This window comes from Paenibacillus terrae (assembly GCF_000943545.1).
Lineage (GTDB): Bacteria > Bacillota > Bacilli > Paenibacillales > Paenibacillaceae > Paenibacillus > Paenibacillus terrae_A.
The window spans coordinates 25,791-39,717 of the sequence record NZ_JTHP01000010.1 but is presented as its reverse complement, the minus strand read 5'-3'; the positions used below and the strand labels follow the sequence as shown (position 1 = coordinate 39,717).

At 48.0% G+C, this 13,927-nt stretch carries 11 protein-coding genes; all 11 read left to right on the top strand.

Annotation, left to right across the window (positions count from 1 at the left end; translation table 11 throughout):
• Positions 1-124: 124 nt before the first annotated feature.
• Positions 125-1,531: a discoidin domain-containing protein gene (locus QD47_RS07505; RefSeq protein ID WP_044645542.1), complete on the top strand. Its 1,407-nt coding sequence runs from the start codon at positions 125-127 to the stop codon at positions 1,529-1,531.
• A 34-nt stretch (positions 1,532-1,565) separates the two neighbouring features.
• Positions 1,566-2,975: a discoidin domain-containing protein gene (locus QD47_RS07500; RefSeq protein WP_044645541.1), complete on the top strand. Its 1,410-nt coding sequence runs from the start codon at positions 1,566-1,568 to the stop codon at positions 2,973-2,975.
• A 235-nt stretch (positions 2,976-3,210) separates the two neighbouring features.
• Positions 3,211-4,146, top strand: coding sequence for an ArsR family transcriptional regulator (locus QD47_RS07495; RefSeq protein WP_044645540.1), 936 nt, complete (start codon positions 3,211-3,213; stop codon positions 4,144-4,146).
• Positions 4,147-4,359: 213 nt separating this feature from the next.
• A complete protein-coding gene (locus tag QD47_RS07490; RefSeq protein WP_200893396.1) occupies positions 4,360-6,081 on the top strand; it encodes an ABC transporter substrate-binding protein in 1,722 nt (573 codons plus the stop codon).
• Positions 6,082-6,166: 85 nt separating this feature from the next.
• Positions 6,167-7,120 (top strand): ABC transporter permease, encoded by a 954-nt coding sequence (locus tag QD47_RS07485; protein ID WP_044645538.1) that lies wholly within the window; start codon positions 6,167-6,169, stop codon positions 7,118-7,120.
• A gap of 15 nt (positions 7,121-7,135) precedes the next feature.
• On the top strand, positions 7,136-8,062 hold the full coding sequence (gene opp4C / locus QD47_RS07480; RefSeq protein WP_044645537.1) for an oligopeptide ABC transporter permease: 927 nt from the start codon (positions 7,136-7,138) through the stop codon (positions 8,060-8,062).
• A gap of 13 nt (positions 8,063-8,075) precedes the next feature.
• Entirely contained in the window at positions 8,076-9,059 is a 984-nt protein-coding gene (locus QD47_RS07475; protein WP_044645536.1) for an ABC transporter ATP-binding protein, read from the top strand.
• Positions 9,052-10,020, top strand: coding sequence for an ABC transporter ATP-binding protein (locus QD47_RS07470; protein WP_044645535.1), 969 nt, complete (start codon positions 9,052-9,054; stop codon positions 10,018-10,020). Before QD47_RS07475 ends, QD47_RS07470 begins: the two co-directional genes overlap by 8 nt.
• A gap of 266 nt (positions 10,021-10,286) precedes the next feature.
• On the top strand, positions 10,287-10,556 hold the full coding sequence (rpsN, locus tag QD47_RS07465; RefSeq protein ID WP_044645534.1) for a 30S ribosomal protein S14: 270 nt from the start codon (positions 10,287-10,289) through the stop codon (positions 10,554-10,556).
• Between the two features lie 235 nt (positions 10,557-10,791).
• Positions 10,792-11,784 (top strand): cation diffusion facilitator family transporter, encoded by a 993-nt coding sequence (locus QD47_RS07460; protein WP_044645533.1) that lies wholly within the window; start codon positions 10,792-10,794, stop codon positions 11,782-11,784.
• A gap of 207 nt (positions 11,785-11,991) precedes the next feature.
• Positions 11,992-13,911 (top strand): heparinase II/III family protein, encoded by a 1,920-nt coding sequence (locus QD47_RS07455; RefSeq protein WP_044645532.1) that lies wholly within the window; start codon positions 11,992-11,994, stop codon positions 13,909-13,911.
• Positions 13,912-13,927: the final 16 nt, after the last annotated feature.

Below are 13,927 nucleotides of genomic sequence, written 5' to 3'. Positions count from 1 at the left end.
TATTGTACTTTCGAGCGTTAAGGATCGAATTATGCAAAATGCTGAAACACGAAAAAGAGGTGATTGAATTAATCGTTTCAGGAAAACTACCGTAATCATATTAAAGAGTTATGGAGGTATATGTATGTTGAATAGAAAAGGCATGATGATGGCTTCTTTTTCAGCGGTGATCGCCAGTTCATTGCTGATGGGAAATGCTACGATCATGTCTGCGGCTTCTTCAGAAAATGAGAGTGTAGCGGTTGCAGCAACGGGTGATTCGACATTGGCTGATATGCCTGCTTATCTCAAATCATCTGTGGAATGGGTTTGGAAGAATAGAATGTTGACCGAAGGCTCGACGGCTCGTAACAACACGATTTTTGATCAAATTGATGCGGGAAAAGGGACTCTTAATTATGTTGTGCGTTGGCAATCTTCTAAGCCGGTTACACTACAGCAACGCCAGGATATTGCCAGAATGCTAGGTCGTCAGATGAATCATTGGACGGAGCACCTCAAAGGATATGATGGCTGGCCCTATCAGGATATTAAAGTAAAAGTAGTAGGCTGGGCCGTTGCTGATCCTTCACTATTACTGGACAAGCAACCTGACGAGGTCGTTTATACGGATACGATTACAGACGAGTTAGCTTCCGAAAAACCGGAAATTCCTGCTGTACTCCCGGTTGCGCCTGAAGCTTTGTCCAGATATGAGCATTATTGGGATCCGCGCTATTCTTATCCTGGTGGATATGATAAACGCTTTGATATGTATTTGTGGGTTACCGAAAATTTTGTAGGAGGAACCGGTCAGGATTGGGGTCAACGTGTGAATGATGATTACCTTTTTAGCACATTGAATTTGGATGAGATCGAAATCACGGAACATGAAATTGGACATGGTTTTGGCTTAACTGATTTTTATGAAGAACACGAGCGTCCACCGGGTGGCTTCCCAACGAACACCATTATGTGGGCTGGTGATTCCGATCATATCACCGACTGGGATATTTGGATGCTGCGGTATACCTGGAGTCAGCTCAAAAAAGATACGTCTCGTTTCCCAAACACGACTAAAGGTGACGAGGGTCCTATCGAAACATCACCCGATGAAATCGTGAACATTGGGCCTGCTGCAACGGCCAGCACTTCTTATACTTCACCTTGGGAAAATGTGAGCGCACTCAATGACGGCTTTGATCCAACCAGCTCCAATGACCGAAGTCATGCTGTGTACGGAAACTGGCCTGAGGTGGGAACACAATGGGTTCAATATGATTTTGATCAAGAACATACGGTATCTCAAACGGATATATATTGGTTCAAGGATGGCTCCGGCATCGATGTTCCCAAGTCTTACAAGATTAAGTATTGGAACGGTCAAGGCTGGTCTAATGTCAAGCAGGCCAAAGGATTGGGTACTGCGGCAGATCAATATAATACCACCACTTTTACGCCTGTAAAAACAACGAAATTAAGAATTGAAATGGTATCCAAAGGTTCTGCATCCACGGGAATTTTAGAGTGGAAAGTAGCAGCTAATCAATAAGTAATATTTTGAATTAATTATGGAGGGGAAACGAATGTTGAAGAAAAAAGGAATGATGGCGGCTTCTTTTTCTGTGGTGATTGCTAGTTCATTACTGATGGGAAATGCTAGTTTTGTATCAGCGGATGCGCATATGAATGGGAGTGCCGTGGTTGCGGCAACAAGTAATACGACATTGGCGGACATGCCAGCTTATCTCAAATCATCGGTGGAGTGGGTTTGGAAGAATAGAATGCTGACCGAAGGCTCGACTAACCGCAAAAATTTGATTTTTGATCAAATTTTCGCGGGAAAAGGAACTCTAAATTATGTAGTGCGCTGGCAATCTTCTAAGCCAGTTACGCTTCAACAGCGTCAAGATATTGCCAGAATGCTAGGTCGTCAGATGAACCATTGGACGGAGCATCTCCAGGGATATGATGGCTGGCCCTATAAGAATATTAAAGTGAAAGTGGTAGGCTGGGCTGTGGCCGATCCTTCACTGCTGCTGGACAAGCAACCTGATGAGGTTGTTTATACGGATACAATTGTAGATGGATTAGCTTCAGAACAACCGGAAATTCCTGCTGCACTTCCCGTTGCGCCTAATGAAATATCCAGATTTGAGCATTTTTCAGACCCCAACTATTCGTATCCGGGTGGATTGGATAAACGCTTTGATATGTATCTTTGGGCTACAGAAAATTTCGGCGGGGGAGCCGGCGGCGACTGGGGACAGCGTATGAATGATGAATACGTTCTGAGCACAGTGAACGCTGATGAGATTGAGATTACCGAACATGAGATGGGACATAGCTTTGGATTAAATGATTTCTATGAAGAACACGAGCGTCCACCGGGTGGCTTCCCAACCAACACCATTATGTGGGCTGGTGATTCCGATCATATCACCGACTGGGATATTTGGATGCTGCGATATACCTGGAGTCAGATCAAAAAGGATACGTCTCGTTTCCCAACCACGACTAAAGACGACGAGGGTCCAATTGAAACAGATCCTAATGAAATCGTAAACATTGGGCCTGCTGCAATAGCTAGCAGCTCTTATACTTCATCTTGGGAAAATGTGAGTGCACTAAACGATGGCTTTGAACCTGCCAATTCCAACGATAGAAGTCATGCCGTGTATGGCAACTGGCCTGAAACGGGAACACAATGGGTTCAATATGATTTTGATCAAGAACATACGGTATCTCAAACGGATGTCTATTGGTTTAAGGATGGCGCTGGCATAGATGTGCCTAAGTCTTACAAGATTAAGTACTGGAATGGTCAAGGCTGGTCTAATGTCAAGCAGGCCAAAGGATTGGGTACTGCGGCAGATCAGTATAATGCGACCACTTTTGCTCCTGTAAAAACAACGAAATTAAGAATTGAAATGGTATCCATGGGTTCCGCATCTACCGGAATTCTGGAGTGGAAAGTAGCAGCTATCAATAAATAGCTCAATAAAGTTCAGCTTATGCTAAATAAGGTTGTCTCTTGCGATATTGCGGGAGACAGCCTTTTTTTAATTCATAGCTGGAACAACTGGAGTCTGATCCTATCAGGCTTTTTTTGTATCTTGATTATGGCGCTTGTTTCGTTCATATTTGTATGCAAGGATCACTGGGAATGAACGGATGTACAATAATATGTATAATGAACGTCAGACATGAATGAAAAGAGGACGGAAAGCGATGACCTACGACGTGAAAGCCCCTTACGATGTACATATGGGATTTGGACCGGTGTTTGAACTGCTGAGCAGTTTGCATACCTTTATTTGCCGCAAGGCATACAAGAAGACGGATTTGTCATCCGCGTGGGCCGAGCAGGTGCGTGACAAGCTGTCCCCAGATCTGTCCGGGCTGCTGGGATCTATGGAAATCAATGCAGATTGGAAGGTCATATACGGGATCGTCTGTATGCTTTCCGATGAAGGGGGCATTGAAGAGGTTGTAGATCGTCTGGAGAGCCGGACAGCGCTGGAGCTAAATGAACAGGCATTAGCCTACGGTATTCCGTTGCCTGAAGATATGGAGAAGCTTCGCAGTCTTGCTTTACGGTTGCTATCTGGTTGGTATGAGGAATACTTTCGCTATGCGGACGCTAACATTCTGATTGGGCTGGAACAGGAAGCCGAGCGGAGAAACAAGGAGAAGGATGCCTATAGCACTATGGAATGGGTGGATCGTATAACCAATGGCTTCCGGTTTGAGCCTTCCGATGGGCTGACGCGGGTACTGCTGGTACCGCAATACCATTTTCAGCCGCTTAATATCATTTATCGGTTTGGATCGCTTCTGCTGTGTCATTATTCGGCGGGCATTTATTTTCAGGAGGACGACTTTTTATCCCCACAGGAATACCGAATGATCCGGAGCTTGGGGGAGAAAAGCAGGCTTAAGATTTTAAAATATTTGTACCAAAGCGAGACACCGCGCACCTTTATTGAAATTGTCCGTCACCTTCAGCTATCGAAGGGCATCACGCACGATCATATTTTCAAGCTTCGTGCCTCTGGTTTCATCCATGCTCATTTTGATGGCGAAACATTGCTCGGCTACAGCGCACGGCTTTCGGCTGTGAATGAAATGCATAGCAGCATCCTCGGCTATATGGAGCGTAATTAAGCTGCGGCGTACCCATAGACTTTAATACTTTAAACGAATAGACGTCGGTCACCTGGAGATGGAATCCAGATGATCCGGCGTTTTTTTTGTCTAAAACCAAAAAAAATCGAGTTCTCCCTTTACAGAACCGTATTAGATTCCTATAATGAGATTTATCTTACTAATTACAACTTGTTTGATCGGAATTTAACTAATTAACGCGGGGGGATTATTTTGAAAAAAGGAATCATTCTACTAAGCAGTTTACTACTATTAAGTTCAACCTTATTAGCGGCTTGCTCTAGCGGTGGATCGGACAGTGCTAACAGCGCTACTCCGCAGGGTAATGATGCTGCACAGACGGCTGCTACTGCACAGCCTTTGACAAGTCTGGTAGAAGCATCGGATTTGACCAAGCTGCCGGATGTGTCCAAAAAGAGAAACGACACGATTATTGTCGGTCTGACCGACCCGGCAGGGGTGTTCACTCCCTATTTCAACCAAAGTGGCTATGATGGCAACGTGATTTCGCAGTTGTGGACTCCACTGGTTACGGTAGATGAGAGGGGGCTTCCGCTGCCGAATCTTGCTAAGAGCTGGGATATCTCCAAGGATAATCTGACGTACACGTTTCATTTGGTTCCCGATACGAAATTCAGCGACGGTTCCCCTCTGACGGCAGCGGATGTGGCTTTTACATGGACGCTGATTTATGACAAAGCCTATGCCGGAGACAGCCCCATCCGCAAGCTGAACATCAAAGGCGGCAAGGCCTATACCGAGGGCAAAGCGAAACAAATTGACGGGATCAAGGTCATTGATCCGCAAACGATCTCGGTAACGCTGGAGAAGCCGAACGCTCTGGCGTTGACAACTCTGGGCTCCGATGTCTTGTCCAAAGCTTACTACGGCAAGGATTACAAGTTTGGACAACTGGATTACTTTAAAAACCTGCATGGTAGTCCTTTGGGTAACGGCGCTTACAAGCTGGAAAAGTTCATTCCGGGGCAAGAGGTCCGTCTGGAAGCCAATGATAACTTCTTCAAAGGCAAACCGAAAACACAGCATTTTATCTACAAAACGGCGGAAGGCGATGCTTGGCAGTTTATTGAGACGGGCGATACTGATTTTGCCCAATTCACCGCGACTCAGGAGAACATTGATAAACTGAAAGGGCTTGGCTTTTTAAACATTTTGCCTTATACCCCAAGCACTTACGGATATATTCAATTAAATCTGGAAAATGAAAAGCTTAAGGATAAGAAGGTTCGTCAGGCGCTAACTTATGGTCTTGATCGCAAAACCATTTATGTAGATGCAGCGCAGGGAGCAGGAGCGGTGGCTAACATTCCGTCTTCTCCCATTTCCTGGTCCTATACGACAGACGGGGTAAACCCGTACAATTATGACCCGGAAAAAGCGAAAAAGCTGCTGGATGAGGCGGGCTGGGTAGCAGGCAGTGACGGTATCCGTGAGAAAAATGGTCAGAAGCTGACCATTCACATGCTGACCTCCAAACGCCCGGAAACAGACACATTTATTGCACTCGCGGCTGAAAATTACAAGGAGATTGGCGTTGATTTCCAACCGGAAATTTTTGCAGACTTTAATGCGATGGTCGCCAAGGTAGATGGTAAGGATTACGATATGGCTTCCTTCTCCACTCCGATGCTGACTGACCCATCTGATGGAATCGAGCAATTCGTCGATGGGGAAATCAAGGGGTATAACAATTCGAAGGTAAAAGAGCTGTATGAAAAAGGCTTATCCACGACGAATATTGAGGAACGTAAGAAAATATATAAAGAACTGTACTTGTTGCTTAACGATGAGCTGCCCGTCATTTTCACAAACTATAAGAAAACAGTATATGCCTACAATGGCCGTATGGAACATGTAAAGGTAAGTCCGTTCATTGGCTTGTCCGGCAATCTGTTTGAATGGTCCCTTAAATAAAGCCATGCTTGCGGGCCCCTTGTGAAGAATCGTCAGGTTCCGATCAAGGGGCCTCCCAAATGGGGTGAAATGAAAGGAGTCTGTCATGAGCTCGTTTTTAACGAAAAGACTGACGTATATGATCATTATTTTATTGGCCGCTTCGATGATGATTTTTTTTCTGTACGCCATGACACCGGGGGATTTCATCAGCGGCGATCTCAAGCTGTCGCCAGAGAGGAAGGCGGAGCTGAGGGAAATATACGGACTGAACAAGCCCATTCTGGAACGCTACGGAAGCTGGCTGTGGAATGCGCTGCATGGCAATTTTGGTTATTCACTTGCCCAGCAAAAGCCAGTGCTGACCTTGTTTAATGAATATATCTGGAACTCGTTTTTACTGGCGATTGTATCGACCTTCCTGACGTGGGTAATTGCCGTCATTATTGGTGTGGTTGCTGCTTATAAGCAGTATTCGTGGTTCGATACCCTCGTCATGGTGGTGATTTTTGCCGCGATGTCTGTTCCATCTTTTTTTATCGGGCTGTATCTGATCAAAGTTGCAGCGGTCGATCTCAAATGGCTGCCACCGGGCGGTATGCTCAATACAGGCAGTAATGCTACGGGTATGGAGTATGTGAAGGAGGTCCTTCAGCATATGATCCTGCCGGTGACCGTCATGACGCTGCTGGGACTGGGTTCACTGACCCGTTACTTCCGGAGCAATATGATCGATGTGATCCAGCAAGACTATATCCGTACGGCCCGCGCGAAGGGCTTAAAGGAAAGAAAGGTACTCTTTACGCACGCATTGAGAAATGCGTTACTACCTGCAATTACGCTGATTGGCTTCGAATTGCCTGCATTGTTTGGCGGATCGCTTATTATTGAAAAGATTTTCAACTGGCCGGGAATTGGTCAGCTGTACATGCTATCCTTTTCGCTTCGGGATTACCCTCTGCTCATGGGCTTTACGATGCTGATTGCCATCTTGAGCGTCATTGGGACGCTGCTGTCCGATATTCTGTATCGTATCGCGGACCCGCGTGTGAAGGTGTAAGGAGGGGGCTATGGAATGTCATCCGTTAGCAGTAATTTGAGTAAAAGCAGCGGCAGACTGCGAATAGCTGCAAAATCTTCAATGTGGCGGCAGGCGCTGCGGCAGCTGTTCAGAAACAAGCTGGCTATGGCCGGGCTGCTCGTCGTTGTATTTATGTTTTTACTTTGTTTTATCGGTCCTTTATTTTCTCCCTATGCTGATAACAAAACGAATATATTGATGATGAACAAGGCACCGAACATCCATCACTGGCTGGGAACGGACAAACTGGGACGGGATGTGCTGACCCGTGTGATGCAGGCAGGCCAAATTTCCCTCACCGTGGGATTGGCATCTATGGTGTTGTCTGTCTTTTTGGGAGCTACACTGGGCGTCATATCGGCGTATTTTCGCGGGATTGCGGATCAGATCATTATGCGTATCGCTGATTTGCTGCTGACCGTTCCGAGTTTGCCGCTGCTGTTCATTATGGGCGCGCTACTGTCCGACTGGAAGGTACCCCCGGATCAACGTATGTATATCGTCATGCTGATGCTCAGTCTGGTCAATTGGCCAGGGATCGCGCGGATGGTGAGAGGTCAGATGCTTAGTTTGCGGGAGCGTGAATTTATGCAGGCTGCAACAGTGCTGGGACTGTCGAATCGACGCAAGCTGTTCAAGCATCTATTTCCTAATATTATGCCACTACTGATTGTTATCGCCACTTTGAACATTGGCGGAGCTATCCTGAGTGAATCTGTACTTAGCTTCTTCGGCCTTGGCGTGCTACCTACAACACCGACTTGGGGCAACATGATTGATGCGGCCAACAATGTGCTGGATTTTCAGCAGCGTCCGTGGATGTGGATACCGCCTGGTCTTTCCATTTTTGCTACGGTCATCGCCATTAATATTTTTGGTGACGGACTGCGGGACGTACTTGACCCGAAACATAAGAGGTAGGTGATCATACACCATGAACAATGTACTTTCGATTGAGCATTTAAGCACTCATTTTTATACAGAAGAAGGCACGGTCAAGGCTGTGGATGATGTCAGCTTCCGTGTGAAGTCGGGGGAGACGGTATGTATTGTCGGCGAATCAGGCTGTGGCAAAAGCATCACTGCGATGTCAATCATGGGCCTGATCCAGAGCCCCGGCGGTAAAGTGGCAGGCGGAAGTATTCGTTTTGAGGATACCGATCTGCTGGGGCTTAGCAGAAATGAGATGCGCACGATTCGCGGTCATGAGATATCCATGATTTTTCAGGAGCCGATGTCCTCGCTGAATCCGGTCATGACCATTGGGGAACAGTTATCCGAGCCGCTAGTCGAGCATTTGAAAATAGGCCGCAAGGAAGCGCACAAGCGGGCGCTGGAGCTAATCGCACAGGTAGGAATTTCCCGACCTGAGCAGATTATGAAAAGCTATCCGCATGAGCTGAGCGGTGGAATGCTACAGCGCATCATGATTGCCATTGCCGTTTCCTGCGGACCCAAGCTGCTCATTGCTGATGAGCCGACTACGGCGCTGGACGTAACGATACAGGCGCAAATTCTCGACATGCTGCGTGAATTCAAGGCGCAATCCAATATGTCGCTGATGCTGATCACCCATGATCTGGGCGTTGTTGCGGAAATGGCAGATTACGTCATTGTGATGTACGCAGGCAAGATTGTCGAGGAAGGCGAAGTGGTACAGCTATTTAATCATCCCAAGCATCCTTACACGCAAGGATTGCTAAAATCCAAGCCGGTGCTCAATCAGCGTCAAAAGGAACTGTACTCCATCCCTGGACAAGTGCCTAATCCACTGGAGCTGACAACATCCTGCTATTTTCATGACCGCTGCGGGCATTGTATGGACATTTGCCGAGTGAAGGAGCCTGTATTAAAAGAAGTTTCAGCACAGCAGAAGGCATCCTGCTGGTTATATGAGGAGGCGGTTGTTCATGGCTGAGCCATTGCTGGAAATCGACCGCTTAAAAACGTATTTTCCGGTCAAGTCCGGGTTTATGAACCGTACAACGGGGTATGTGCGGGCGGTGGACGATATCAGCTTTACGATCCGTCAGGGGGAAACCTTCGGTCTGGTGGGCGAATCGGGCAGCGGCAAAAGCACGGTAGGCCGCACGATTGTCAGATTGACGGACAAGACGGACGGTACCATTAAATACAAAGGAGTGGACCTGCATAGCCTGTCCGCCAAAGGAATGCAGGAGCTTCGACCCAAAATTCAGCTAATCTTCCAGGACCCATATAGCTCGCTGAATCCGCGCGTGCGGATCGGAGATGCCATTGGTGAGGCGCTGCTTGACCACGGTCTGGCGACGAAGGAGGAGGTCCGGTCCATTGTGCTGGATGTGCTCAAGCTGTGCGGATTGTCGGAGTATCATATCGACCGTTTTCCACACGAATTTTCGGGTGGTCAGCGCCAACGGATAGGCATTGCCCGGGCGCTGGCGCTCCAGCCGGATCTGATCATCGCAGATGAGCCGGTATCAGCGCTGGACGTGTCCATTCAGGCGCAGATTATTAACCTGTTCTCCAAGTTGCAGGCCGAGCGGGGGCTGACGTATTTGTTCATCTCGCATGATTTGAGCGTGGTGGAGCATCTGTGTTCTCGCATAGGAGTGATGTATCTAGGCTCCATGGTCGAAACGGCTTCGCGTAACGAGCTGTTCGGGAATCCGCTTCATCCGTATACGAAGGCGCTGCTGTCGGCTGTACCGATCCCGGTGCCGAAGCTGAAAAGAGAGCGGATTTTGCTCAAAGGGGATATCCCAAGTCCGGTTAATCCACCTTCCGGCTGCAAATTCCATACTCGCTGTCCCTTTGCTATTGACCGCTGCTCCAAAGAAATTCCACTCTATCGTGAGGCTCGTCCAGATCACTGGGTGGCTTGCCATTTGGCTGAATGAACAGAACTAAGCCAGTAAATTTTGAAGCCGTTGAAACGGCAGACCGTTCAATCACAATGAATCGGTTCTGTTGTTTCAGCGGCTTTTTAATAATGTTGTGATCCAAGCCCCTTGGGTTGACAACCCACCTAAAATAGCATTATATTAAATATTAATCGTAACGATTACTATTTAGAAGAAAATCATGTCCATTTCCGTGTTCGTCCATCCAGTGGTAGGCGTGGAGAGCCTTCATGATTGGCATATATCACAAGGAGGAGCTTTACATGGCTAAGAAGTCGAAAGTAGTTAAAGAGAAGAAACGTCAGGAAATTGTAGCTAAATATGCAGATTTGAGACGTGAACTGAAAGCAAAAGGGGACTACGAAGCATTGCAAAAGCTTCCGCGTGATTCTTCCCCGACTCGCCTGAAAAGTCGTTGCGAGCTGACAGGCAGACCGAGAGGATACCTGCGCAAATTCAAGCTGTCCCGTATCGCGTTCCGCGAGCTGGCTCATAAAGGCCAAATCCCAGGCGTTACGAAAGCCAGCTGGTAATCAGGTTATCCGTGTTCTTAACCTGATGCAATGTATCACAGAGGGGGGAACAGGGAATGCTTCGCGTCACAGGATGACGTGGAGCATTCTTTTTTTATGGCATTTAAATCGCTGTTTGTATTGCTTCTCCCCGAATGGTTAGGTAAAATATGGACGGGTTAAAAATAATACATAACAAAAGATTACATAATGTGGCGATATCAGATTATGTATACCTCAGGAGGAAAGCTACAGGATGAATGAGCAGCAGAAAAAAGATTCATTTTGGAGTCTGGTGAAAAAGGGGAACAAGTCCTCAGGCTCGGCGGCACTGGGTAATACCGGTATTGCGATAATTAAGGGGATTGCTTTTGCCTTGACAGGCAGCGGTTCCATGTTTGCCACCATGATGCATTCGATTGCAGATGCGGTGAACCAGGTGTTTGTATTCGCGGGCAGTGTGCTGGCAGAGAAAAAGCCGACAAAGCGCTTTCCTACTGGCTTTGGACGGGTGATTAACCTGTTTTGTATGGTCGCTGTTATTGTCGTGACGATCATGGCCTATGAAACCGCGTTGGAAGGCATCCATTTGTTGCAGCATCCGGCTGAATCCACGCATGGATTTTGGATTAATGTGGTGGTCCTGATTTTGTCTCTGGTGGTTGACGGTTTTGTATGGAGCAAAGCGATGAAGGAAGTGCTGCATGAATCCAGAGTTGAGGCGAAAGGGTTCGGCATTTTCACCTCTGCGTTTCGCAATGTGGGACGTGCTGCACCGCCAACTCGTCTGGTGTTTTATGAGGATTTGGTAGCAACAACGGGTGGTGTGCTTGCTCTGCTGGCTGTTGTGGTTACCTCGCTGACAGATTTTAAACTGCTGGACGGGATATCGAGTATTCTCATCGGTTGTCTTATGGTAGGCGTTGCGTTTCGGGTTGGCTACGACAATATGGTGGGCTTGATTGGAGTATCTGCTCCCCCTGATATCGAAGAACACGTGGCTTCCATTATTCTTGCAGATACGCATGTGACGGATATTTACCAAATGCGTATTTTGCAGGAGGGACGCTATTATCATGTAGAAGGGCTGATCGAGCTCACACCGGGAATGACACTGGCAGATGCGGATGATATCAAATTCAGAGTCGAGGATGCTTTGTTACGTGATCCTAATATCTCAGATGCAGCACTTGGTATTCTGGAGGATGACGGGATTAAAAACTGGAAACCAGAAAAGCCCAAAGCCTAGAAACGATAAATCCAGGCGAATCTGGACAGAACTTGGCAATAGCGTAACAAGAACTTTCGCGACCACAACAACGTGGCGTGGAGGTTCTTTTGCGTTTGACGATATTGTTTTCTACCCCTTTGAATTTAGGCGGATTGTTAGATACAATGAAAGCGTTAACAAAAAAAGAAGGCGAAAACGAATGTGTCTCATGGGGAGGAAATACAAATGAGTCTTCTGAAGGAGGCTTGGCCTGCTTCGCGGCTCGTCACGGTGCTGGCTGGCGGCTCGCAGGATGTAGCAAGGCAACAGTTAAGGCGTGAGTGGACGAAAAGGCTGCGGGTAACTGTCTCTGAGCCGATATATGCCGGGCTTTGGAAGGATATTGAGCGTGTCTGTGAGAATAACCGGGAAACGCCATGGCCGATGCTTTCGTTGTCTCTGTTCCGGCAGTTTGCGAATACAGGGGAGCGCAAGCCGTATGAGGATGTGTACTTTGAACGGCGTGGACGACTGGTTGCCCTCGTGCTGGCAGCCGTTGCCGAGCCAGAGCCTTGGCGGATCAAAGAGGTGGAACGCGGTCTGCTGGACATCTGTAGGGAGTATACATGGGCACTTCCTGCACATGTCAGGGAAGAGGATACGGTCACGCCGCCCTGGCAGCAGGTGGATTTATTCGCTTCCGAAACCGCGCAAACGCTGGCTGAAATCATACTGTTGCTCGGCGAGCAACTGGATAGCCATGTGGTCGCTCAGGTGCGCTGGGAGATCGAACGGCGTGTATTAGAACCGGTATTTTGGGAGCCGCGTCATTTTCAATGGGAGACAGCGGATCACAACTGGGCGGCTGTATGTGCTTCCGGTTGTGGAATCGCTGCATTGCTGCTGGCAGAAGACGATCCACGCAAAGCTACGGCTATCGAGAAAATGCTCGGTTCATTGGACTGCTTCTTGGCAGGCTACAGGGAGGACGGTGGTTGTCCCGAAGGAGTCGGTTATTGGGTGTATGGCTTTGGTTATTTTATTTATTTTGCCGATATGCTGCGTGAGTTTACCGAGGGGACTGTGGATATCCTCACCTCGGAAAAGATTAGGCAAATAGCAGCCTTTGCGGAGCGGGTTCATCTGTCGGAAGGCATTTTCGCCAATTATTCGGACAGCAGTGAAACCGAACGTCTTCCATCCGGACTCATCTCTCGTTTGAATGCTTTGCAGGGACGACCGTCTACACTGCCTTTCCGCATACCGGGTCTACTGGAGGACCCTTGCCGTCGTTGGGCGCATGTATTGCGCAATCTGGTTTGGACGGATCCTTTGGCCTTTGGGAACAGTGAGGCTGTAGTCGATTATTTGCCACAACTCGGGTGGTTGATGTGCCGCAGCCACAGCCACAACCACGGTATATCTGGAACTCCAACAGTTGAACAGGCCGCTATATTTGCCTTTTCAGCTAAGGGGGGGCATAACGACGAACCGCACAATCATAATGATCTGGGACATTTTATCCTTCATGGTGGTGGTGAAAATCTGCTGTGTGATCTGGGAGCCGGCCTATATACGAAAGCCTATTTCTCACCGGGGCGAGAGTCGATCACCAACATTTCCTCTGGTGGTCATTCTGTGCCTGTTATTAACGGGATCATGCAGCAATCAGGCGTGGAGGCACAGGCAGTTGTGCTGGATATTGCCTTGGGAGAGCAAGGGGCGGCACAGATGGACACAAGGTTTAAGCTGGATTTGACATCTGCGTATCCCGTAGAAGAATTGGCGCTGTTCACCCGCTCATTTACATGGAATGTGTTGGAGAGGAACGAGGGGGCGAGGCTTACCGTCACAGATCATTTTGAGTTTGTAGCGTCTTCGGACGGGAGCATACAGCCGTGGGATGTGCAAGAGAACTTGATCAGCCGTATTCAGCCTTACACGGGCACGGGCTTCGTGGAATGGAAGGGAGCGAATACATTGGTCAGGCTGGATTATGATGCCAGGTTGCTGCATCTGGAGGTAGAGGCTGTGCAGCATATGGATCATGACGGGGTACCGTTTGTGTTTTATAAAACATCGTTAGGGCTGGCCTCGGATCGCTGTGGCGGCGCTGCAAGCGTGGATTGCGAGCTGTTTTTTACCATAAATCATTCTTCATTTTGAATGGGAGGCTGACAGA

Bases quoted from the DNA above. Each gene is read 5' to 3' on its own strand.
- opp4C (WP_044645537.1), top strand. From the start codon at position 7,136: ATGTCATCCGTTAGCAGTAATTTGAGTAAAAGCAGCGGCAGACTGCGA.
- QD47_RS07485 (WP_044645538.1), top strand. From the start codon at position 6,167: ATGAGCTCGTTTTTAACGAAAAGACTGACGTATATGATCATTATTTTA.
- QD47_RS07495 (WP_044645540.1), top strand. From the start codon at position 3,211: ATGACCTACGACGTGAAAGCCCCTTACGATGTACATATGGGATTTGGA.
- rpsN (WP_044645534.1), top strand. From the start codon at position 10,287: ATGGCTAAGAAGTCGAAAGTAGTTAAAGAGAAGAAACGTCAGGAAATT.
- QD47_RS07475 (WP_044645536.1), top strand. From the start codon at position 8,076: ATGAACAATGTACTTTCGATTGAGCATTTAAGCACTCATTTTTATACA.
- QD47_RS07470 (WP_044645535.1), top strand. From the start codon at position 9,052: ATGGCTGAGCCATTGCTGGAAATCGACCGCTTAAAAACGTATTTTCCG.
- QD47_RS07455 (WP_044645532.1), top strand. From the start codon at position 11,992: ATGAGTCTTCTGAAGGAGGCTTGGCCTGCTTCGCGGCTCGTCACGGTG.
- QD47_RS07500 (WP_044645541.1), top strand. From the start codon at position 1,566: ATGTTGAAGAAAAAAGGAATGATGGCGGCTTCTTTTTCTGTGGTGATT.
- QD47_RS07505 (WP_044645542.1), top strand. From the start codon at position 125: ATGTTGAATAGAAAAGGCATGATGATGGCTTCTTTTTCAGCGGTGATC.
- QD47_RS07460 (WP_044645533.1), top strand. From the start codon at position 10,792: ATGAATGAGCAGCAGAAAAAAGATTCATTTTGGAGTCTGGTGAAAAAG.